The sequence below is a fragment of the Jeotgalibacillus campisalis genome (assembly GCF_000829515.1).
In the GTDB taxonomy this organism is placed as follows: Bacteria; Bacillota; Bacilli; order Bacillales; family Jeotgalibacillaceae; genus Jeotgalibacillus; species Jeotgalibacillus campisalis.
This window is the reverse complement of the sequence record NZ_JXRR01000008.1, coordinates 273,417-293,005: the sequence shown is the minus strand read 5'-3', so window position 1 is coordinate 293,005 and position 19,589 is coordinate 273,417. Positions and strand designations below refer to the sequence as shown.

The following is a 19,589-nucleotide window of genomic DNA, read 5'->3' as shown; positions in this document are numbered from 1 at the left end:
CGCTCCCCTTTTACTAAGTTAGACGGGGCACTATAGTGAAAAGTTTTTTAAAATGTAAAAAATGTCTTTTAATTTTATTACTATAATTCGATCTAAAAATAAGAAAAACAGGCCTAACGACTTATAGATAAATATACCCCCGAAAAAGTATAATTCAGGAGGTTATTAGAAATATATTCTAGGAGGAACAATTTTAAGTGAAAAAATCAATTGCCCTATCTCTGTTATTGGCACTTAGTTTTCCGGTAAGTCAAGCTTACGCTGAAGAAGGTCCGTCTACTTACCGGATTTCAGGAATGGATCGCTACGAAACATCTGCGAACCTATCTTATGAAGGTTGGGAAACATCCAATATAGCCGTACTTGCCACTGGAAGTAATTATCCGGATGCTCTTAGTGCAACACCATTAGCCTATAAATATGACGCTCCACTTTTATTAACTACAGGAAAATCTCTGCCTGCAAGCATTAAAGAAGAAATCACGCGTTTAGGTGTAAAAGAAGTTTATGTCATTGGCGGTATATCCATTATTTCTGCAGAAGTTGAAAAACAGCTGAAAGGATTGGGTGTTTCGAAGATTACGAGAATAAGCGGTGCGGACCGATACGAAACTTCGGTGAAGATTGCCAAAAAAATCGGATCATCTGAGGGGATCGTAGTTGCAGCTGGACAAAGCTTTGCTGATGCTCTCTCTATTGCGCCTGTTGCTGCTATACTTGAGACGCCTATTCTATTAACAAAAAAGAATGAGCTTCCTAACTCAGTAAAAGACTATGTAAAAACACTAGGCTCGGAGAACTTCTCATTTGTTATTGGTGGAGAAGGTGTAATCTCTAAGAAGGTTATGTCGTCACTTCCAGATCCTGAACGCTTAAGCGGTGCAGATCGATATGAGACAAACAGTGAGATCATTTCGTATTTTGCGGATGCAGAAATTCTTGATATGGATTATCCATTTATCGCAACTGGAAAGAACTTCCCAGACGCTTTATCAGCTTCTGCTTTCGCAGCTGCTACTTTTAACGGGGTGATTTTGACAGATCCTGTTTCTCCTAAACCAACGACGAAATCGACGATCAAAGAGTATAGACCTTACGTTGATGAGTATATCATCGTCGGAGGCAAAGGTGTGCTGCCTGATAGCACCATTAATAAGCTGATCCAATAATAGAAGAATTAAAACCCGGCACTCCTGTTTTTTTATGGAGCCGGGTTTTTTTTATAGAATCTTTAATTTACTCTGCTATTATTTTAAAGCTTTTTGCAAAATAGAGAGAACAAACGCCTCTTTTCCGTCAGTATAAGCATCGCGATCCGGGGACGTACCGGCAAGCTCATGTTTAAGTTTTTCATACGCCAGACAGGTATCCGGATTCGCGCGCAGGTAGTCACGGAAAGCAAGGTGGCGTTTTAATTCCTCATTATCCTCTGTACAGACATACAAATGGTGAGCCATCCACATGGTATGTTTTTCATCTAATGGAACGGCTGAATTTGCCCGCTTAAAGGCTTCGCGTCCCTTGATGCCTTGATCCCCTACGTGTAAATAGCCAATCTCTGAAAGTTTTTCAATCACTTCCGGAAGCACTTTTCGATTGGGAATTACAACGTCAAGATCAATAAGCGGTTTTGCGCTTAACCCCTCTACAGATGTGCTGCCTACATGCTCCACCCGTAAAATAAGGTCTCCGAGCTTGCTTCCAATCACTTCTTTTAGCTGTTGAAAAGATTCTTTCCACTTTGGATTGTATGCTTCAATCGTAATTATGTCAGACTTCATTTATCTTCCGCTCCTTTTAAAACATTGCTCTAATAATTAGAGTACGTGGAGCATCTCCAGTGACGGAGACTTGATCTTGTTTTTCCTTGCCACCCGGCTGCCTGAAGCTCTTTTGCTATCAATCGATTGAAAAATCCATGTCCGACAAGGGCTGCTTCCTCGTGTTCCTGTGCGTATGAAATCAGCTTTTGGGCTGCCGCTTTTGCTCTGATTTTTGCTTCTTTCAGCGATTCACACTCCCGTGAATACCCCATGAACCATAAAGAACGCAGAATCATTGCCCAGACATGTGCTTTTAATTGTATCCTGTCAAACGCAGACGGCAATGACGGAATGTCCACCTCACGAAACAAGGAGTCAGATATAAGAACATCAGCATTCAAAAATTCCGCTGATTCAATTGTCCGGTTTAAATGGCTTGTCAGCACTGCATTAGCAAGAGAAATTTGTTTGACAGTCAAAGAAGGATATCGTTTTTCTTCTTTGACACCCGCAGTATTATATTGTTCAAACCAGGCCTTGAACTCCGTTTGAGTCATATGTTTTGTGTCTGCAAGTGTCGATTTCCCGTGCCTTATTAGATGAATGTTCATTTAGATTCCCCTGTATGTACGGAATGTCACCAGACCATTTTATAAAGCAGCACATCATCGATATATTCATTTTCATTGCGCTGTATTTCATTAACCTTACGTCCTTCTTCTTTGAATCCCGCACTTTTATAAAGGGAGATGGCACGATGATTGTCTGAAAATACACTCAGACTCACTTTCATAATTTCATCATTGCTTTCTGCCCACTTCAGCAGGTCATTTATCAGCAGCCTGCCAATGCCTTTTCCTCTATGCGCAGGGTCCACCATCATCCCAAGTGAGCCCGTATGAGCCAGTCGCTTTCTATCCGGTGATTGAAAGATAATCCAGCCGGCGAGTTCGCCATTAACTTCTGCCACAATAAATGTCTCTCTGTCATGGTTCATTATTTTTTGAATCCATTGAATGTGACGGTCGGGGTCAGCTGAAAGCTCTTGAGGCACCGTCACTAAATAATCCATTTCTGACACGACAGCTCTTTGTAATACAAAAGAAGGCTGCGCATCCTCTAACGTTCCAGTTCGGATTATAATTTTTTCTTTCCCTGCAGTCATGAGATCACCTCTATCATTGTGCATTAAACCCGCGAAGTCCGTCCTGTACCAGTTTTAAAAACGCTTCCTTTTGTTCAGGATGGCATGCAATTAAATAAGGCTCGCTGTTCATCCCCTGGAACTCCTTCCCGCTAAAATCAAAAATAATTCCTCCGGCTTCCTTCACCATCAATAACCCCCCATATAAATCATCACCTTCAGAGTTATATAAAACAATTCCATCGATGTCCCCTTTGGCAAGCATCGCCCACTGCAATGTTGGGGCCCATAGCCGGATCATTCGTTTACATGTCACATCTATATAATGTCTTAACTTCACAGCTTTTTCTTCGTTTTGTACCTGGTGACCCTGGATCCACGCCACAGTTAACCGAGACATGTCAGGCTTTCTATTCATCTCTATCCGCTTTTCGTTACAAAGGGTTCCCTCACCTAAAACAGCTGTATATAAACGATCTGCCATTGGTTCATAAGTAACTCCCAGGACGGGTTCCCTTTTATACAGCAGTGCAACAGAAGCTGAAAAAACAGGAAACCCCATTGCAAAATTATTCGTGCCATCCAATGGATCAATTTGCCACAGCCAATCACTTTCAAGTCCATTATCCCCTGCTTCTTCACTGTGAATTTGGTGATCAGGAAAGACTTTTCCAATTTTTTCTACTATTATTTTTTCTGCCAGAAAATCGGCTTCTGTCACCAGATCTCCAAACTCATCTTTTTCATGGATCTGTATCGCCTGATCAAACAGGCTTTTAATTGACGCACCTGCTTCCCTTACGGCTTGTTCTGCCACTTTTTTTGCATCGATTAATAGCGTTCTCATGTGAACCCCCCAGTTTCAAACGTTAATATAGCTCATGTAATTGCTCAGTCAGACGTCCATCTGCACCACAAAAAAAGTCCAATAGCACTTTTTTCAATACGATAAAAAAGACGCCCTGCTGATCTAAGTACGTCTGTCTCATTCATGAATCTTTTTGCGGCTCCAGAATCAGCCCAACATAGCCAAAGTCATTAATAAAATCCCAGTCTAAAAAGATTTCTACAATGTTTCTATGGAGTGTCTCGCCTAAATCAGCAGCTTCTAGGAGAGAGCGTTCCATTGGCCGTTTCGCAAGCTTTAAAACCTCTGAGTATCCTTCTTTGATGAGGGCTTTTTCAATGCCAACAAGAATGTCCGTTCTCTTCACTAGAATCATACGTTCACTTAACCAATACGTGTCCACTCTGCCTGGAACCTTCTGTGCTTTTTCAGTCGCATCTCGAACTCTTTGTTCAAAAGCCTTTTTATCAATAGAAGGAGGTCCTTCGAAGTCTTTCTCTTCAGCTCTGCCTTTCATCACTCCGATAAATAAGCCGCTTTCATGCTTCAGATTCCAGTCAGCATAAAACTCTTCAATGTTTAAATCAGCTAGTTTCTGAAGTTCTTCTACGACATCTTCCTTAAGCTTTTCAACAAGCAAATCGCGAATTTCCAACACCCTTTTCCATTCATTCCGTTGAAGGAGGACTTTCTCCATTGGTGCAATAAAGCCGCGGAAGTGAATGGTAATGAATGGATGTTTTAGTGTCACATAAACGGATTTGGGACCTTTTCCAAAATGATCTCGCAGGAGGGTGGAGATGTATCCGCTCACTTCTTGCTGGATTGTTTTTCCGACAGGCATACAATTAATCCCCTTTCCGATTCACTAGCCGTTCTCATTTCGAGCAGAACCATTGATCAGGAATATGAAGAGCGAAAATCTTTATTCTATTTGTTTTAAAACCAGTACGTGATAGCCTTTATCTTTATGAAAATCCCAGTCAGCAAATAATTCTATAACAGCCCTATTTAATGACCCAACTATATTAAACAGCTTAAAAATCCGATGTTCCATGGGTCTTTTTGCCAATCTCAGTTGTTCTTCACTGCCGTTTTTTATTAGTTCTTTTTCGATATCAACCAGAATGCCTGAACGCTCAATTAAAAGATATTGATCATTCAGCCAGTAGTAGTGAATTGAATCAGGCTTCTTTTCTGTATAAATACTATTTATAAGGAAAATTTCTCGAACAGTTTCTTCATCTACATCAGAAGGCCATGGAAGGGGATCCGCTTTTTGAGAGGAATCTGTCACTGCCAAAAGCATCCCGCTCCCCTTTTCAAGATTCCAATCTGCGTACAGTTCACTGAAATGCAAATCTGTTATTTTTTCAAGCTCTTGTAAAATCTCAGATTTTAAAGTGAATATCATAAAATCTCTTGTTTCAAGTACCTGCTTCGAATTGCCCTGCTTGAACAATATTTTTTCACTTGCTAATAAAAAATCTTCCAGATGAATAACGATACTTTGAGAATGGCTTATAACTGATAATTTGCCGGGCTTTTCACCAAAATGTTTCTCAAAAAACTCATCGATAAAAAAAGATATGCTTGATTGGCTCAAATCTGACATAAAACCCACTCCTCTTACTAAAAGATATACGCTAACATGCATCACGTTGCATCTACAAAGTTTTATTTAGTATAAGCTCTGTGCGTCCTATTTTCCATACTATGAGGAAATCAATAAAGAAAAAATCGAATTTTCGTATATTTTGTTTGATTCATTTAAAATCGGGGATATAGGAGGCATAACACCATTGAGGAGGAGGTTCAAATGAAAAAATATGACGAACAATTTTTATTTCAACGGGATTTGAACCGGCTGAAGAAAATGAGATCTACTATTACTGGAGAAAGCCGATTCAGCATTATGGTAGACGCTCAAATCAGTTTATTAACAAAATCTCTCCGATCCATTCATTAGGCGGAAATTGTCGCTTAAAAATAATGGAAGTGTCGGGCGAGGTTTACTTCATCCCCGTTTCCCTTTATACTTGGACTAATTGAAAAACATTTGTGTTTTCAATCCTGTAAACGAACTATAACAAATTGTTTTTAACATACATCGTTTTTAAATAGACAGGTATTATGCCACGGGCTTTTGAACCGATGGCAAAGCCGAAAAACCATCGCTCAAGCTGCGGGTTTTTCGGTTTTTTTATTGGAAAGGATTGGGTCATTGATGAAATATTTTATTGATCATAAAAAGAAACGGATCCATCATAGCAGCCATGCCGGCACCCAATGCGATTTTTTTGATACGCCGATACAAAAGCGGGAATTCACGACCAATCTATCGTATGTTACCAAGCTTGAACGTGAAGAGCACTATGCAAAATGTCCGCATTGCCGCGAATTATTAAGCTCATCTTCTTAAAGATGGAGTCGGTGAAAATTCGATACAGTGAACTGCTCAGGATCATCAGTCTATTTTACTGATCCTGAGCAGTTTTTTTATTTAGCTGTTTTTCATAACGAAGACAGGCTTTTTAAAACTCCTCATAAAAAGCAGGGTTCTGATCGTTCATTCTACCACCGGCATGCGAAAGCGCCAGGATTCGGTCCATTTCCTCTTCATTCAGCGAGAAATCAAAAATAGAGAGGTTCTCGAGCTGTCGGATGGGGGAAGAAGATTTCGGGATGGTGATCGCGCCAAGCTGATAATGCCAGCGTAAAATAACTTGAGAAACCGTTTTATTATGCGTATAAGCGATTGATTGAATCGTATCATCATGCAGAACATCACTCGCCCTCGAAAGCGGACTCCAGGATTGAGTGTGAACCCCATTGTCTTCATGCCATTTTCTCTGCTCCGCCTGATTAAAGAAAGGATGCAGCTCTACTTGATTTACGCTAGGCAGCATACCGGTCTCTTTTTCAAGCCTACTCATATGTTCAGGAAGGAAATTACATACGCCAATGGAACGGATTAATCCCCATTTTTTCGCATCCATCAACGCCTGCCATGCTTCCACGTACAGATCCTGTTTCGGATTTGGCCAATGAATCAGATACAAATCATAATAGTCCAATCCTGCCCGGTACAGTGATTCCTGAATGGCAGTCACTGCCTTATCATATGGCTGATAACGTCCGGGCAGCTTAGACGTAATAATCAGTTCCTCCCTTTGAACCGGACTGCGCCGAACCGCTTTTCCTACCGTTCCCTCATTCTCATAATTATAAGCAGAATCAAGCAGACGATACCCGAGATCAATGGCACTCGTTATGGCTTGAACTCCTTCATTTCCTTTTAGCTTATATGTACCCAACCCAACGACTGGCATTTTCATGCCGTCATTTAACGTAATTTCTGGAATGGCTTGTCTCATGATCAAACTCCCCTCTCTGTTAGGACTTAAGTGTATCATTTTAATACATGATATTTCTAAATTTTCGAACTTCTAACCGCTGTCCTCATCCCATTCTTTTTTCCATGTGTTAAAAACAATGTTTAGGAAACGCTAAGAAAACAGCGAAATAGTAAAGGAATGAGGAGCATGTTAACTGTTCAGCAGCTGCAATCTTTGCGAAGCGAGCTTCTTGCACGAAAAAAAGCACTGGAAACACATTTTAACCATAGTGATCAGTTTGATCTGCAGCGAAACCAGAAGGACGCTGTCGGTGAGCTTTCTTCTTATGATAATCACCCGGGAGATCTCGCAACTGAATTATATGAAAGAGAAAAAGACCTTGCCCTAAATGAGCATGAAAGAATGGAACTGGAAGGAGTTCAGGCTGCACTGCAAGCAATGGAGTTTGGAATGTATGGCCGCTGCATGTCGTGCACAGAGGAAATTCCATATGAAAGACTTGAAGCCCTGCCAGCCACCCGATATTGCTTAGCGCATACACCGGACCGACATCGCTCAGATGATCGGCCTATTGAAGAACAAATCCTGACAGCTGATTTCAGAAAAACCGAGCGCAACAAAAAACGGGAAAGCGCCGTATACGATTCAGAAGATTCCTGGCAGGATGTTGCACGATTCGGGAGTTCAGACTCCCCATCCGACCTGGAAACTCCTCCTTCAGAGTATGAAAATACGTATGCAGACTGGGAAGAAAATCATGGCTATACAGAGGAATACGAAAATTTTGTCGGGGTAGATCTTGAAGGTAATGTGACGATTTATCCAAACAAACAGCATGAACGGTACGAAGACATTCTGGACGAGGAAAATATCATGTCTCTGCTAGGTGATTTGCCTGCTGCAGAAAAAGAACCGTATACAGATTGACTAAACGATGTGAAAGGGTCTGGGACAAATGTGTCACAGGCTCTTTAACCGGTTCACTGAGCTTTCAATGGAAGGTTGCGATCTCCCTACTGACATACCTACTCCAGCATAGGTAAAGTGTCTTGCTTTCTCACCTTAGGAGGAACCAGGGAATACTTTTTTATGTTTCACAATTCCGTCCTGCCGGCTGCTTGATTGGAGTAAACTGTCTGGCATTCCCTGAACTTGTATTTAAAATCAGTGCTGTCGCGCATAACTAAATATGATTTCGCAGAAAAGAAGACAAGCACTCCATTCAAATCCAACTAGCTGCATCTTTAAAGAAGCGGCTCTATTTGGGTTATTTTGATTTGATGTTAGTGTTACTACACAAAAATCAGCACCGGCAAAACAGACAGCACTGTACCACATACTACCGGTCCTGCTTTAACAAGCATTATTCCGTTTATTGTAGACACCATTGGCTCCATAGGGTTTTTCGCCGGAGAAGCCAGGTAATTTATGAATCTTTCCCACCTTTTTTTGCGGAGGTACAGCGGGATGTCCGGTACGTTGACATGATATTCATCCAGCTTTGATTGTAAAAAACGTTCATTTTTAAAGGGATCTTGAGACATTTTCTTCACCGCCCAGTTCTTCTTTTAGTTTTTTGATTGCATAGTGCAATCGGGATTTCACCGTTCCTTTTGGAATATTAAGCACATTGGCAATCTCTTCATGTGTCAGATCATGGTAATAAAATAGCAGCACGATTGGTCTGTGGACATCTGACAACGCAGCAATTGCTTCACGGACACTCATCCTGTCGGCAAGATCCACCTCTTTTTGATCTACTGATGTTAAAAAAGGAAGAAATGACCTCCACTTTTTTCTCCGATTTAGCTTATCAACCATCAACCGATAGGCAATTTGATATAAATAGGAGCTAATCTTCCCCTTTTCCTTCTCATATAAATGTTTAGATCGATGCAGTTTAATAAAAGTATCCTGAACAATATCAATGCTTAGCTGTTCGTCTCTGCTGTACCTGTAAACAAATGAATAAATCGGTCCTTTTAAAAGCAGATAGAGCTGATCCAGCGCGTCCATGTCACCTTGCTGATAAGCAATCATCAGCTCATCTGCACGTTCAAACAAGGTCCTCTCCCAAGATCGCTTTTATTGCTTTCAGCGTAATCGTTACACGGCTGATCAGATAAAGGATGCTTAGCAGTGTCCAGACCTGTGCCTGATTCGTAAAAAACTGTACATATACATTTTCCACAGACTGTCCATTGGACACTAAAAGGTTCAACGCCTGCACACAGATAATGGCGTAAATCGATAAACTGAGCGTTAATGTATCAAACACATTCCACCTCAAATAAATTTTCGTTTTCTTATAATTAACTTTTCCATTTTCACGAACTACATGTTTGCGGTCCATTGGAATGGAAATCGCAAGAATCACAATCGCCATCACCCCGACGACGATCAGTGATACAATCCACCCTGCCCCCATGCAAAATCCCCCTTCTGCTTGTTTACTTTTTATACCGGTGAAAGGAAACAGAGGTTCACTTAAAATTAAGTTTTTAAATTATTCAATTAGTAGCAGGAAAAACCCTCTATTTGAGAAATGAAGATTGACAATAGAATATATTTCCGATTAACTGAAATTAACCCATTAATAAACAGGAGGGACATTTGTTGAAGCAAAGCCCTAAAAAAGAATGGCTCTCATGGACAAAATCGATCCTTTTGGCTCTCGTCGTCGTTTTACTATGCAGACATTTTTTATTTTCACCTGTAATGGTGAAAGGCATCTCGATGGAGCCTACTTTTGAAGATCAAAATCGCGTGATCATTTCAAAAATAAGTGATATTCAAGCATTTGATTTAATTGTTTTTGACTCTCCGATTTCATCCGATCAGCATATTAAACGGGTAATCGGATTGCCGGGAGACGAAATTGAAATAAAGGAAGACATTCTCACAATTAACGGAATTCCATATCATGAACCTTACCTCGAACAAAATAAGGAAAAACTTCTTTTTAATGAACCTTTAACAGGTGATTTTTATCTTAAAGTTCCGGAAAATTCTCTATTTGTTCTTGGAGATAACCGGAGAAAGAGCATGGATAGCCGGGAATATGGCGTCATTTCAGAAGAAGCGGTACTGGGAGAAGTAAAGGTGCGGATTTTTCCTTTTAGTGAAATGGACTGGTTTCAATAATTATATGACACATAAGAATAGCCTAATGAATGAACAACTTTTCATTCGTTAGGCTATTTAGCATGACTACTGTAATCCACCCAATCTCACTTACAACCCCAAAGCTGTGCAAGGCCAGAATCAGCGGACTTACCTTGCAAATGACAGCTAAAATGGATGTGAATAGAACCAGAGTCAACAGAATCCATTCATTAAATGTAAACCATGGAACGATGCTGACAGCGAGGTAACAGATAATCAAAATGCGCGGATCCATTTTCGCCAAAAATGTATCACGATTGCCAAAAGCTGTTTTCTTCAGTTCCATTTTTACATACCAACAGAAGCACCAAGCGCTGCATAAAGCGGATTAAACAAAACACAAAGAGTAAGAGGGATAAAAGCAAAATATGAAACAGATAATTCCACTGGGCCAAATGTTAACCCCGGTAGCAATCCCGTGAATAAATTAGCTAGTCCAAAAAGGGACATTGCCAATATAAAAATCATAATCCTGAATTTAAAACTAGTTTTCTTACACACTTATCGTACAAAAATTAAGATGAAAAAAATGTAAATAAGATAGAGGTATTGTAAAAGAATTTAAGTTTTTTATAAGATTGAAAGTTTTCTTACACACCCATCTCTTGTCTGGATATACTCTACTAAAAAGGAGTGATCCCTATGCAAAACTCAATTTCTCAAACGCATGGACAGTTAACGTCCAAACAACTCCGTGTGACCCAGATACTGGAGAAACGGGGAACGAGTGTGGCGTATATGACGGAGCAGGAGTTGGCAGATGAAGCAAACGTAAGCATTGCGACTGTTTCAAGATGCTGGGGACTTCTTGGGTACGTGAATTTTAAGGATTATAAAAAATCCATGAAGAAAAAACTGGAAGTAACACCTGAGAATAAATTTAAAAATGCTGTCGACGAAGTACAGCAGCAGGATTTAATCACAAACATGGTTCAAAAACAAATGAACCATTTAGCTGAAACCAACCAGCATGTTTCAAGAGAAGATTTTAATCAAGCTGTTCTCCTCATTTCCCGTGCAAAACCTCTTTTCATTTATGCCCCCGGACCATCTGAGTCGCTTGGCTGTCTTGCGCACTTCCGTTTATCACGATTAGGAGTGCCTGTAGTGGTTATGCCAAAGAGCGGGCATGAACTATTTGAGTCAATGATTCACTTATCCTCTCAAAGCGTGCTATTGATCTTTCAATTTGTTCAAACACTGCCAGAAACAGATGTACTATTAGATTATGCAAAAGAGGTCGGCTGCCCTGTCGTTTTGGTGACAGACCAATTATACTCAGACTTGAATCGTCTGGCAGTAAGTAAATTGTTTGCCCGCCGGGGGGAGATATGGGAATTTCACTCCATGGTCCCTCCCATGATGATTATTGAATCCCTTATCGTTGGCATCGCCATGTTTTTAGGCGAACCAGCTATAGAAAAATTGGAAACGCTGAGTCAGGTGAGAAAGCGATATAAACCTAAAATTCCAAAATAATTAATCACGAAGATTCATCATCACCATTTTAAAAAACCTCTCAAAAGAGGTTTTTTTAATGTTTTATTACATTTACCTAAGGAGAAGTGGAAAATCCGCCAGCCATGCCAGCCAAAATGAAAAAGATAACGAAAATTACGAGATAAACAGCCAGAACAATGCCCATGACAATCAGTGTCGCGCGGGAGTAATTTTTTCGCTGGCTATTCTCAGAGCCAAATCCCCAGACAAATAACAGCACAAGGTTAACCAATGGAATCATTAATAATAAAATAGTGCCAACCCAGCTTTTCGTGGTCATTTCCTTGTGATTGTACTGTGCAGAGTACTCTGAAGTTGTTTCATTTTGCATGCTCTTCCCTCCTTTCTTTACCACCAAATACATTTATGGTATTTACTTCTTCATTTCTATACCTTTACTCACAATACATTAAACTACTAAATAATACAAAAGTTTTATTATATAACAATTAACAGATAAAAAATCAATCTAAATACCTTCATCCAACTCAAGAAAACCCGGCAAATTACCTGCCGGGTTTTCCTTTTAAGCCGCTTTTGATTGCTTTTCGGTTCCTCCATATGTCCACTTTCGCCATATAAATTCAAGCGGACCCTGATTGAACTTTTTAAGAATGAAATAGCTGAGTACAACCTGCACGGCATAGATAACAATGGCAATTCCGACACCCTGCGCTTTTGATACCTGGCCAAAAAGACCGAAGCCATAGCCATTAAAAATGATCACCGCAATAATGGATTGCATCAAATAATTTGTCAGCGCCATACGGCCAACTGATGCAAAAGGCATCAGCATCTTTTCAACAGATGCTTTACGTGTCACAAGAACAATCAATGCCACATAGAACAACATAAGAAGCGGTCCGCCGATCATATTTAAGCCTTCTGCAACAGGAGAAGTTAAGTAAGACGGCCAGTCAAACACATTGTATTGCACTGCTGCAGAAAGACCAACAAGCGGTGCGCCAATGCCAAGACCGAGCCAAAAAATTTTCTTCCACCTCTTGATATTGCCTTCAATATCCTTGAACATCCCGGTTTTACCGAAATAAAGACCAATTAGAAACAGCGGTAAAATCGTCGGAACCAGCAGAAGGACCTGAAAGAAAATAAACAGAACTTCGTTAAAAAATCGAAACTCAAGTATTTCTCCGTAACTGCCTGTTGCCATCACAGATGCTCCTGCGAGTTCTCCTGCCTTAAGGGATTCAATGGTTTCAAACCCTTCCGCAATCGAGTATTCCATACTCCAACCACTGCCGATCAGCAGAAGGGTGAAAAACAAACTGCCAACAAGAAATAAGGCAATCCCCCAGATTTTTATGACCTTAGGCGAACGGTGAATAAAGAGCGGCAGTAAAAATCCTGTAATAGCATATGTATGAAGAATATCTCCCGACCAGATAAACACAAGATGAATGATTCCAAGAAACAGTAAAAATACAAGACGCCGCATAAACAGTTTTGTTGCGGGCAGATTTCGCTGCATTAAGCGGGTGTAGAAAATATAAAAACCCAGTCCAAATAACATTGAAAACATCGGATAGAATTTGCCGTCAACAAGCAGCGCAGTAAGAATGGTCAGGACACTATTCAAACCGCCCTCCGGCAGACTTTCCCCTTCTACTAAACTGCTCATACTATTAAAAACAGGGGTCTTAAAAGCAATCATGTTCGCTATTAAAATTCCAAACAGCGCAAATCCTCTGATCATATCCAGTGTGTGGATGCGATCCCTCATTGAAATCGAACTCATTTTACCATTTCCCTTCATTCCTTTTTCCCTACTAATATCCTACTTTATCCCGATTCCTTATACAATCTAAATTTGGAAATGCAAACCAGAGGAAAACGAAACTTTTCTGTCCATTATACGTAGAAAAGAGTAGAAGATGCTTGAAAGGAGAATGAGGATGCCTGCTTGTTTACATTGCGGAGAAAAGTGGACCTGGAAAGATACGTTTAAAAGAATCGCTTCATTTAAAAATGAAATGGTATGCCCTTATTGTAAAAAATCACAATATCAAGCCAAATCATCCAGACAAAAAACGTCCATGCTGATTGTCGCCCCTTCTCTCGTGCTTCCCGTGTTTGTTTTATTTGACCTGTATTTGCCCCTGCTGCTTCTGTGTTATGCCGCTGCTTTTTTACTGACTCCATTTTTCGTTAAACTGGCAAAAGAAAACGCGCCGCTTTGGTAAAAAGAAAGCCAGCTGCTACGATTCAAGAAAAAAGGCGACCGCTCCGACAATTCCGAAAAAGACAGCCAGTACAAGAATAATTCCAAGAATGCCCCATGTTCGTCTGCTCATTTCATCCACCTCTTTCCATAACAACTCTACTCCATATCAGCATAGGGGTGTGCATATAAGTCAACATCCACCTCTGCCTGAATGCTGTGAATAAAATTAATTTGTGGAAGATCCAGATAGAGTCCTGGGGTAATTCCCTCTTCCATATAAATAACGATTACAATCTTACATGCTGCATTTAGTTCGGTCTTTACCGTTTTTATCACTTCCTCCTTGCCATGAAGCATGCTTAATACCTTATCAAGCTGCACTTTCACATCAAATGATTCTTCTTCTGTTCCATAATGCCAACGGGTACTGCGCTGAAAACTTGGAGATGATCCCTCCATGTGATGGATAAGATCTCCTTTCTTATAGGTTAATGTAGGGGAGATGCCTAAACGTGCTGTAATTTCCTCTAAAGAAAAATCCTCTGCCTCGAGTTTAAAATAAACCATCACTTTAGTCTTTTCGATAATGGGTCACTCCTTTTTTACTTCTCTGCTCTTATTTCCACAGGTAAACAGCTATTCCCTTTTAAAATGAGGTAAAATCCCATATAGCTTCTGCCAAAGATCCGCAGCATTTCCCCATTTACCTAGAATCTTGATATACTAATCCTCATAGCTCTTTATAAAGTAAGAGGTAAAAGGATGGGAATGATTTGAACAATTTGCCTGCTACAGGAGATTTTATTTATACATTTGCCTACAATGATGAAGAAAAAGATCTCTGTCACCTCGAGATGCGCTCATTATTTGGAAGGCAGTCCGATACAAAAATACTGAAAACAGACCGGGATATACACCCAAGCCGCAGTCCATTCGTGAAGGAGCGGATCCGGGTGCTAATGGAAGGCCGCACCCTGGATGAACTTTGCGATAAGCTTCGAAACGTAAAGATGGGAGAATCCACGTTTAAGGTGCTGTTTGTGAAAATTAATGATTTAGCCGGTCCCCATAAAATTGAGTATGACCAGAAAAGAAAAATTGAACGGGACCTTGGCATGATTATAGAAGGCGAGCTGGATCTACACCAGCCGGATGTCTTTTTCGGATTAGTCCCATGTGAGGGCAGCTGGCATTTTGGGATCTATGAAAAGGCTGAACCAGTCTGGCTGCGTCATGTGAAAAAGCCGCGTGAATACTCAACCGCTCTTAGCACCCGAACAGCCAGAGCCGTTGCCAATATTGCCGTGCCTGATCCAGAGGGAAAAAGAGCGATCGATCCGTGCTGCGGGATTGGAACCGTTCTCGTTGAGGCCCTGTCTATGGGGATCGATATTGTCGGCCGTGATATTAACCCCCTTGTCGTAACAGGCTCCCGAGAAAACATCGCTCACTTTGGCCTTTCAGGAGAGGTCACCATTGGACCGATTGAGGAAGTTACCGGAAGCTATGATGCGACCATTATTGATATGCCTTACAATTTGTACACCCATGCCACACCGGAAGAACAGCTTGATATTCTTATGAACGCACGTCATTTTACGACCCGCCTGGTGGTCGTCACCATTGAATCAATCGATCATATGCTCAAGCAAGCTGACTTTTCCGTAGTCGATCGCTGCATTGTAAGGAAAGGCAAGTTTTCCAGAGAAATTCTTGTTTGCGAGTAAACTAAAAACCCGTCTCTCTTATAAGCGGAGACGGGTTGTTTTCTATTTACACAATGTCTAAATGATTTCCAGCAGTTTTTTCGCCTGCTCATCCAAGCTCGCTGACGTCTGTGAAATTCCATTAAAATCACGTGTCGTATTGGCAATTTGCAGCTCGCCTTGTGTGATCGATTTCTGTGCCTCGTTAATTCCTTCAGAGATCGTTTTAATTTCCTTTGAGATGCCTTCCATCGTATTACGCACTTGCATAATCGAATCTTCCACCCTCACGGAAAGCTTGCGCACTTCTTTTGCCACGATATCAAATCCTCTGCCATGCTCACCCGCACGAGCTGCTTCAATGGCAGCATTCAGCGCGAGCAAATTCGTCTGAGCCGCAATATCGCGAATCGTATTAACAATTTTTTGAATGGACTGCGCTTGCTCCTGCAGGCTTGCAAGTGTTTGAATATTCGCTGATGATACCTTTGCCATCTCTGAGATGCTGGTCAAAAGCTCTCCGCTCCGCTTAATTCCCTCACCCGCACTGCTTGTCATTCTATCCGACATCTCCTGCAAATCAACCACCATTTCGGTAACAGCCTTTTGACGGGATGAAATATTGGTAGCTACCTTTGACACACCGATGACCTTTTTATTATCATCATAAATGGGCATATACGTCGCTTCAAGCCAGATTTGGTTTCCGGATGCATCTTTGCGTTCAATTTTATCCTGAAAACTTTTTCCAGCCCACAAATCTCTCCAAAACGTTTTATATCCTAGCGTCCTCGTAAAAGCATCGAAACAAAAGGCGCGATGGTTCATGCCGATCATTTCCTCCGTTGTATAGCCCATTGATTGAGCGAATAGATCATTCACATACGCCACATTTTGAGAGCGGTCAAACCGGATCATCGCCAAATTGCTTTCTAATGCCCTTACCACCCATTCATCTGAAACTACTGTCATCGTTTCTCTCATGCACATTCCCCTTTAAGATCGACTCTGTTTACTTTCATTTTAGCCTATTAAAGAGAGAAAGCGCTACTTTTTTGTGACTTTTTACATAAATAATAAATAAATTAAGGCATAAAGAACTATTTTAAATAAATTCAGCAGACTCCTAATGTATTAGCATCGTATAAACAATGAGAGTAGACCTTACCTGTTTTTCCACTCGTCGCTCAGCATCCCATACATGACGTGATCCACATAATGATCATACAGCCACTCCGCCTGACGAATTTGCCCTTCGTATGTATAACCTAATCTTTCCGGGATTGCGCGACTTTTCTTATTGCCGGCCGCTGCGCGGATCTCAACCCGGTTCATATTCAGTTCTTCAAAAGCATACTGTGTCAGTGCCTGAGCTGTTCTTGTCATAATACCGTGCCCCTGAAAACCTACCCCGAGCCAGTAGCCGACTTTGGCTGTTTTATTTGTCCAATCAAGCTGGTTATAGCCTGCAACACCTGCCAGTTCTCCTTTAAAGAAGATCAGCGCATTCAGACCCTGATTGTCTGCATAGAGCTTGTTGCTTCCTGCAATGAAGTTTTTCGTGTCTTCCTCTTTTGTCGTAAAATCAAGCCACGGCAGCCATTCCTTTAAATGCGATCTGGACTGGTCCGTTAATCGGAACAAAGCTTCCGCATCATGCTTTTGAGGTAATTTCAATTCCAGCTCTTCATCTATTTTGTGTACAAACATACAATTTCCCCCTTACCGGTCACGGATTTCTATTAATCATTCAATGACCTGCTCATTCTGCTTTTCTATTGAACTCAATGATTTTTCAACTGTTCCAGTCGCGATGACCGGCACGATTGGAATCGAAATTCCCACTAACCACATACGATGCCTCCAGTAATTACTCGTTTACATAATTCCAATTATTTCAAACAACGGAAGAAAACTCAATCTATTTTTAAAATGGTCTGAACTAGGGAAGAGATCTGTGAGAAAATAGAAGACAATCTTGGAATGGAGTCGCTGCTTATGTCTTTTTTTTCACCAGAAGATCAGCCTATAGCAAATAACCGTAAGTTTCTGCACTTATTTAATTCATTATCCTTACTCTTTTTAGGAGGCATCCTCTTTACATTTATTCACCCGTTTACGGAAGGTTTTTCTTTCTTCTTTTTTACCCTAATGGCTGTGGCAGGGTCTTATATCAGTCTTTTTTATGCATGGCTTTATCCAACGAACAAGTGGTTGAAAGTATTTGCCTGGACCTTCCTCTTAAATGCTGCCGGACTGGGCTGGCGTGTGGCGCTTGAATGGGGAGAAGTCAGTCTTATCGCTTATCTTACATTGTACAGAACAGGAAATTATCTTTTTCTGACTCCTTTATTTATCACCGTCGTGTACATATTTATTAATAGATTTATTCACAAAAGAACGCTCAAAGAATAATAGAAAAATAAACAGCCGTGCAAAAACCCGCCTTCACCCAAATGGGGCAAAGACGGGCATTTTCTAAGCTTCTGCGATTGTTTTTTGGCGTCCTTCTTTTTCTTCATGCTGGTCGCTTTTCATTAAATGCTGCAGATGGCGTTTGAACAGTGCCATTACCCATAGATGAACTTTAGCTTGCGTAAATTTGTAGATCGTCCATGGCAGTGCGGGTCTGTAGCCATGAATGGCAATGATGCACTCCTGCGTATTGGGAATCTGACGGAACTCAATCCTGCCCTTGCTATCTTCACCCACATTGGCAAAAAATCCTCCCGTGATCAAATAAAGGGCACGTGTGTCGGTGCTTCTTTCGCTGGAGTAGGTTAATTCCAGAATTGATGCTGCTTTTGAAAACAAACTGATTTTACAGTTTTTATCCTCATCCAGATCTACTGCTAAAAACGGACGGGCAAGACGGGATATCCAATTCATATATTCTTCCCCTGCCCAATTCGCTGTTTTCCCCTCCGGCAGCATGACCCGCTGAACTGATCGCACATCGCTGCCTGTTGGAGTAGCTGTGAGAATAGCAGGCTTATCCGCCCCTTCCTCTTTTTCAGCTTTGAGCGCCTCTTGAGCTGCTTCCTTAAACGTTGTTTTGCCGTCACTGATCCCCTCAATCGTATCTTCTGCGACCATTGGATGCTTCAGGCTTTCAATAAGCGGATACGCCATTTCTTTCGGTGAGCCCGTTACAAGGGTCACCCATAGGCGGGAGAGATTCACAGTCAATAAAGGAATATCCACTACTTTCGGTTTTTTACCCATCACTTCCGCGGTTTGAATTAGCATCTCTTTATAAGACATGATCTCCGGACCGCCGACATCCACCGATTTGTTTTCAACTTTCTTATTCCCTATGCTGTTTTTCAATGAGCCGATGACGTCTTTTAGCGCAATCGGATGTGTCTTTGTACGCGTCCACTTCGGCAGCAGCATCCATGGAAGGCGCTTAACGAGCTTTGAAAGAATGGGGAAAGAAGAGCCTTTTGGACCGACAATCAGTCCCGCGCGAATAGTTGAAACCGGTACCCCATATGACCCAAGTATTTTTTCCACTTCCAGGCGGCTTTTTAAGTGCCGGGAAAGTTCTTTTGTGTCTTTCGGTATAATCCCGCTTAAATAAATAATTTGTTTGACACCTTGTTTTTTTGCAGCCTGTGCGAAGTTATCCGCCAAAATAACATCCATGTCCTCAAATTTTGCCTGCGTTAATTTTGCGGAAGGTTTCATGGAATGGATCAGATAAATCGCATAATCCGCTCCCTCCAGTCCTTTTTCCGCATCACTTTTCGAATAAAAATCACAGGAACGCCAGGTGACATGCGCTGAATTTTCTTTATCATCACCGCTTCTTGATAGGGCAATAACGTCTGCTTTTTTTGTTATCTGTTCAAGTAAATTGCTTCCTATATATCCACTGGCACCTGTCAGCGCCACTACTGGCCGTTTTGTTTCTGTCATCC

General features: G+C 41.2%; 26 protein-coding genes and 1 pseudogene. 9 read left to right on the top strand and 18 right to left on the bottom strand.

The window, feature by feature from the left end; translation table 11 throughout:
* Nucleotides 1-197 precede the first annotated feature (197 nt).
* The gene (locus KR50_RS04890; protein ID WP_052476787.1) at nt 198-1,169 is read left to right on the top strand and encodes a cell wall-binding repeat-containing protein; all 972 of its coding nucleotides are present in this window, start codon (nt 198-200) and stop codon (nt 1,167-1,169) included.
* A 78-nt stretch (nt 1,170-1,247) separates the two neighbouring features.
* Here the strand turns inward: KR50_RS04890 and KR50_RS04885 are convergent, their stop codons facing one another.
* The 6 genes from KR50_RS04885 to KR50_RS04860 all read right to left on the bottom strand — a co-directional run bounded on the left by KR50_RS04885 (nt 1,248) and on the right by KR50_RS04860 (nt 5,369).
* The gene (locus KR50_RS04885; protein ID WP_041055546.1) at nt 1,248-1,781 is read right to left on the bottom strand and encodes a GrpB family protein; all 534 of its coding nucleotides are present in this window, start codon (nt 1,779-1,781) and stop codon (nt 1,248-1,250) included.
* Nucleotides 1,782-1,810: 29 nt separating this feature from the next.
* A complete protein-coding gene (locus KR50_RS04880; RefSeq protein WP_041055544.1) occupies nt 1,811-2,374 on the bottom strand; it encodes a phosphoglycerate mutase family protein in 564 nt (187 codons plus the stop codon).
* 26 nt (nt 2,375-2,400) lie between these two features.
* Nucleotides 2,401-2,928 carry a GNAT family N-acetyltransferase gene (locus KR50_RS04875; protein ID WP_041055541.1) on the bottom strand — a complete coding sequence of 176 codons (528 nt, stop codon included), beginning with the start codon at nt 2,926-2,928 and terminating at the stop codon, nt 2,401-2,403.
* A gap of 13 nt (nt 2,929-2,941) precedes the next feature.
* Entirely contained in the window at nt 2,942-3,754 is an 813-nt protein-coding gene (locus KR50_RS04870; RefSeq protein ID WP_041055538.1) for an inositol monophosphatase family protein, read from the bottom strand.
* A 142-nt stretch (nt 3,755-3,896) separates the two neighbouring features.
* The gene (locus tag KR50_RS04865) at nt 3,897-4,598 is read right to left on the bottom strand and encodes a DUF2294 domain-containing protein (protein ID WP_041055535.1); all 702 of its coding nucleotides are present in this window, start codon (nt 4,596-4,598) and stop codon (nt 3,897-3,899) included.
* 81 nt (nt 4,599-4,679) lie between these two features.
* The gene (locus tag KR50_RS04860) at nt 4,680-5,369 is read right to left on the bottom strand and encodes a Na-translocating system protein MpsC family protein (RefSeq protein ID WP_041055532.1); all 690 of its coding nucleotides are present in this window, start codon (nt 5,367-5,369) and stop codon (nt 4,680-4,682) included.
* 204 nt (nt 5,370-5,573) lie between these two features.
* On the opposite strand from KR50_RS04860, the gene KR50_RS18425 reads away from it, so the two are divergent.
* Together KR50_RS18425 and KR50_RS18420 are read left to right on the top strand one after the other, a co-directional pair.
* Complete coding sequence (locus tag KR50_RS18425; protein ID WP_156969460.1) at nt 5,574-5,723, top strand: hypothetical protein; 150 nt, start codon at nt 5,574-5,576, stop codon at nt 5,721-5,723.
* A 258-nt stretch (nt 5,724-5,981) separates the two neighbouring features.
* Complete coding sequence (locus KR50_RS18420; protein WP_156969459.1) at nt 5,982-6,176, top strand: hypothetical protein; 195 nt, start codon at nt 5,982-5,984, stop codon at nt 6,174-6,176.
* A 112-nt stretch (nt 6,177-6,288) separates the two neighbouring features.
* Here the strand turns inward: KR50_RS18420 and KR50_RS04855 are convergent, their stop codons facing one another.
* Nucleotides 6,289-7,131: an aldo/keto reductase gene (locus KR50_RS04855; protein ID WP_041055529.1), complete on the bottom strand. Its 843-nt coding sequence runs from the start codon at nt 7,129-7,131 to the stop codon at nt 6,289-6,291.
* Between the two features lie 168 nt (nt 7,132-7,299).
* Here KR50_RS04855 and KR50_RS04850 point away from each other — a divergent pair, with 168 nt between their 5' ends.
* On the top strand, nt 7,300-8,040 hold the full coding sequence (locus KR50_RS04850; protein ID WP_041055527.1) for a TraR/DksA C4-type zinc finger protein: 741 nt from the start codon (nt 7,300-7,302) through the stop codon (nt 8,038-8,040).
* A 365-nt stretch (nt 8,041-8,405) separates the two neighbouring features.
* On the opposite strand, the gene KR50_RS04845 is transcribed toward KR50_RS04850, so the two are convergent.
* From KR50_RS04845 to KR50_RS04835, 3 genes are read right to left on the bottom strand one after another with little or no spacing between them, the layout of a single operon-like run.
* Nucleotides 8,406-8,657 (bottom strand): hypothetical protein, encoded by a 252-nt coding sequence (locus tag KR50_RS04845; RefSeq protein WP_041055524.1) that lies wholly within the window; start codon nt 8,655-8,657, stop codon nt 8,406-8,408.
* The gene (locus KR50_RS04840) at nt 8,638-9,153 is read right to left on the bottom strand and encodes an RNA polymerase sigma factor (protein ID WP_041055772.1); all 516 of its coding nucleotides are present in this window, start codon (nt 9,151-9,153) and stop codon (nt 8,638-8,640) included. Before KR50_RS04840 ends, KR50_RS04845 begins: the two co-directional genes overlap by 20 nt.
* A gap of 16 nt (nt 9,154-9,169) precedes the next feature.
* A complete protein-coding gene (locus tag KR50_RS04835; protein ID WP_156969458.1) occupies nt 9,170-9,541 on the bottom strand; it encodes a group-specific protein in 372 nt (123 codons plus the stop codon).
* A 188-nt stretch (nt 9,542-9,729) separates the two neighbouring features.
* Here KR50_RS04835 and lepB point away from each other — a divergent pair, with 188 nt between their 5' ends.
* Nucleotides 9,730-10,257, top strand: a complete 528-nt coding sequence (gene lepB, locus KR50_RS04830; protein WP_041055518.1) for a signal peptidase I — start codon at nt 9,730-9,732, stop codon at nt 10,255-10,257.
* Nucleotides 10,258-10,279: 22 nt separating this feature from the next.
* Here the strand turns inward: lepB and KR50_RS04825 are convergent, their stop codons facing one another.
* Entirely contained in the window at nt 10,280-10,564 is a 285-nt protein-coding gene (locus KR50_RS04825; protein WP_041055515.1) for a hypothetical protein, read from the bottom strand.
* A gap of 8 nt (nt 10,565-10,572) precedes the next feature.
* A pseudogene (locus tag KR50_RS18700) lies at nt 10,573-10,746 on the bottom strand (cell division protein FtsQ); the annotation flags it as partial.
* Nucleotides 10,747-10,920: 174 nt separating this feature from the next.
* Here KR50_RS18700 and KR50_RS04820 point away from each other — a divergent pair.
* Nucleotides 10,921-11,757: a MurR/RpiR family transcriptional regulator gene (locus KR50_RS04820; RefSeq protein ID WP_041055512.1), complete on the top strand. Its 837-nt coding sequence runs from the start codon at nt 10,921-10,923 to the stop codon at nt 11,755-11,757.
* A gap of 76 nt (nt 11,758-11,833) precedes the next feature.
* On the opposite strand, the gene KR50_RS04815 is transcribed toward KR50_RS04820, so the two are convergent.
* Both KR50_RS04815 and KR50_RS04810 read right to left on the bottom strand, forming a co-directional pair.
* Nucleotides 11,834-12,109 carry a hypothetical protein gene (locus tag KR50_RS04815; protein ID WP_041055509.1) on the bottom strand — a complete coding sequence of 92 codons (276 nt, stop codon included), beginning with the start codon at nt 12,107-12,109 and terminating at the stop codon, nt 11,834-11,836.
* A gap of 195 nt (nt 12,110-12,304) precedes the next feature.
* Nucleotides 12,305-13,534: a DUF418 domain-containing protein gene (locus KR50_RS04810; protein WP_198134229.1), complete on the bottom strand. Its 1,230-nt coding sequence runs from the start codon at nt 13,532-13,534 to the stop codon at nt 12,305-12,307.
* Between the two features lie 157 nt (nt 13,535-13,691).
* Between KR50_RS04810 and KR50_RS04805 the strand changes: the two genes are divergently transcribed.
* Nucleotides 13,692-13,979, top strand: a complete 288-nt coding sequence (locus KR50_RS04805) for a TIGR04104 family putative zinc finger protein (protein WP_041055504.1) — start codon at nt 13,692-13,694, stop codon at nt 13,977-13,979.
* A 137-nt stretch (nt 13,980-14,116) separates the two neighbouring features.
* Here the strand turns inward: KR50_RS04805 and KR50_RS04800 are convergent, their stop codons facing one another.
* Nucleotides 14,117-14,527, bottom strand: a complete 411-nt coding sequence (locus tag KR50_RS04800; protein WP_052476783.1) for a DUF4279 domain-containing protein — start codon at nt 14,525-14,527, stop codon at nt 14,117-14,119.
* Between the two features lie 206 nt (nt 14,528-14,733).
* Between KR50_RS04800 and KR50_RS04795 the strand changes: the two genes are divergently transcribed.
* Nucleotides 14,734-15,687: a TRM11 family SAM-dependent methyltransferase gene (locus KR50_RS04795; RefSeq protein ID WP_041055502.1), complete on the top strand. Its 954-nt coding sequence runs from the start codon at nt 14,734-14,736 to the stop codon at nt 15,685-15,687.
* A gap of 57 nt (nt 15,688-15,744) precedes the next feature.
* Here the strand turns inward: KR50_RS04795 and KR50_RS04790 are convergent, their stop codons facing one another.
* The gene (locus KR50_RS04790; RefSeq protein ID WP_041055500.1) at nt 15,745-16,650 is read right to left on the bottom strand and encodes a methyl-accepting chemotaxis protein; all 906 of its coding nucleotides are present in this window, start codon (nt 16,648-16,650) and stop codon (nt 15,745-15,747) included.
* 180 nt (nt 16,651-16,830) lie between these two features.
* Entirely contained in the window at nt 16,831-17,376 is a 546-nt protein-coding gene (locus tag KR50_RS04785) for a GNAT family N-acetyltransferase (RefSeq protein ID WP_041055498.1), read from the bottom strand.
* Nucleotides 17,377-17,664: 288 nt separating this feature from the next.
* On the opposite strand from KR50_RS04785, the gene KR50_RS04780 reads away from it, so the two are divergent.
* Nucleotides 17,665-18,081: a hypothetical protein gene (locus KR50_RS04780; RefSeq protein WP_041055496.1), complete on the top strand. Its 417-nt coding sequence runs from the start codon at nt 17,665-17,667 to the stop codon at nt 18,079-18,081.
* A 63-nt stretch (nt 18,082-18,144) separates the two neighbouring features.
* On the opposite strand, the gene KR50_RS04775 is transcribed toward KR50_RS04780, so the two are convergent.
* Complete coding sequence (locus KR50_RS04775; protein ID WP_041055494.1) at nt 18,145-19,587, bottom strand: NAD(P)H-binding protein; 1,443 nt, start codon at nt 19,585-19,587, stop codon at nt 18,145-18,147.
* Nucleotides 19,588-19,589: the final 2 nt, after the last annotated feature.

Coding starts and splice junctions, on each gene's coding strand:
- KR50_RS04865 (WP_041055535.1), bottom strand. CDS start 4,598: ATGCCTGTCGGAAAAACAATCCAGCAAGAAGTGAGCGGATACATCTCC.
- KR50_RS18420 (WP_156969459.1), top strand. CDS start 5,982: ATGAAATATTTTATTGATCATAAAAAGAAACGGATCCATCATAGCAGC.
- KR50_RS04855 (WP_041055529.1), bottom strand. CDS start 7,131: ATGAGACAAGCCATTCCAGAAATTACGTTAAATGACGGCATGAAAATG.
- KR50_RS18425 (WP_156969460.1), top strand. CDS start 5,574: ATGAAAAAATATGACGAACAATTTTTATTTCAACGGGATTTGAACCGG.
- KR50_RS04785 (WP_041055498.1), bottom strand. CDS start 17,376: ATGTTTGTACACAAAATAGATGAAGAGCTGGAATTGAAATTACCTCAA.
- KR50_RS04845 (WP_041055524.1), bottom strand. CDS start 8,657: ATGTCTCAAGATCCCTTTAAAAATGAACGTTTTTTACAATCAAAGCTG.
- KR50_RS04780 (WP_041055496.1), top strand. CDS start 17,665: ATGTCTTTTTTTTCACCAGAAGATCAGCCTATAGCAAATAACCGTAAG.
- KR50_RS04815 (WP_041055509.1), bottom strand. CDS start 12,109: ATGCAAAATGAAACAACTTCAGAGTACTCTGCACAGTACAATCACAAG.
- KR50_RS04775 (WP_041055494.1), bottom strand. CDS start 19,587: ATGACAGAAACAAAACGGCCAGTAGTGGCGCTGACAGGTGCCAGTGGA.
- KR50_RS04825 (WP_041055515.1), bottom strand. CDS start 10,564: ATGGAACTGAAGAAAACAGCTTTTGGCAATCGTGATACATTTTTGGCG.
- KR50_RS04875 (WP_041055541.1), bottom strand. CDS start 2,928: ATGACTGCAGGGAAAGAAAAAATTATAATCCGAACTGGAACGTTAGAG.
- KR50_RS04880 (WP_041055544.1), bottom strand. CDS start 2,374: ATGAACATTCATCTAATAAGGCACGGGAAATCGACACTTGCAGACACA.
- KR50_RS04840 (WP_041055772.1), bottom strand. CDS start 9,153: ATGATTGCTTATCAGCAAGGTGACATGGACGCGCTGGATCAGCTCTAT.
- KR50_RS04885 (WP_041055546.1), bottom strand. CDS start 1,781: ATGAAGTCTGACATAATTACGATTGAAGCATACAATCCAAAGTGGAAA.
- KR50_RS04800 (WP_052476783.1), bottom strand. CDS start 14,527: ATGGTTTATTTTAAACTCGAGGCAGAGGATTTTTCTTTAGAGGAAATT.
- KR50_RS04820 (WP_041055512.1), top strand. CDS start 10,921: ATGCAAAACTCAATTTCTCAAACGCATGGACAGTTAACGTCCAAACAA.
- KR50_RS04810 (WP_198134229.1), bottom strand. CDS start 13,534: ATGAGTTCGATTTCAATGAGGGATCGCATCCACACACTGGATATGATC.
- KR50_RS04835 (WP_156969458.1), bottom strand. CDS start 9,541: ATGGGGGCAGGGTGGATTGTATCACTGATCGTCGTCGGGGTGATGGCG.
- KR50_RS04870 (WP_041055538.1), bottom strand. CDS start 3,754: ATGAGAACGCTATTAATCGATGCAAAAAAAGTGGCAGAACAAGCCGTA.
- KR50_RS04860 (WP_041055532.1), bottom strand. CDS start 5,369: ATGTCAGATTTGAGCCAATCAAGCATATCTTTTTTTATCGATGAGTTT.
- KR50_RS04805 (WP_041055504.1), top strand. CDS start 13,692: ATGCCTGCTTGTTTACATTGCGGAGAAAAGTGGACCTGGAAAGATACG.
- KR50_RS04790 (WP_041055500.1), bottom strand. CDS start 16,650: ATGAGAGAAACGATGACAGTAGTTTCAGATGAATGGGTGGTAAGGGCA.
- KR50_RS04850 (WP_041055527.1), top strand. CDS start 7,300: ATGTTAACTGTTCAGCAGCTGCAATCTTTGCGAAGCGAGCTTCTTGCA.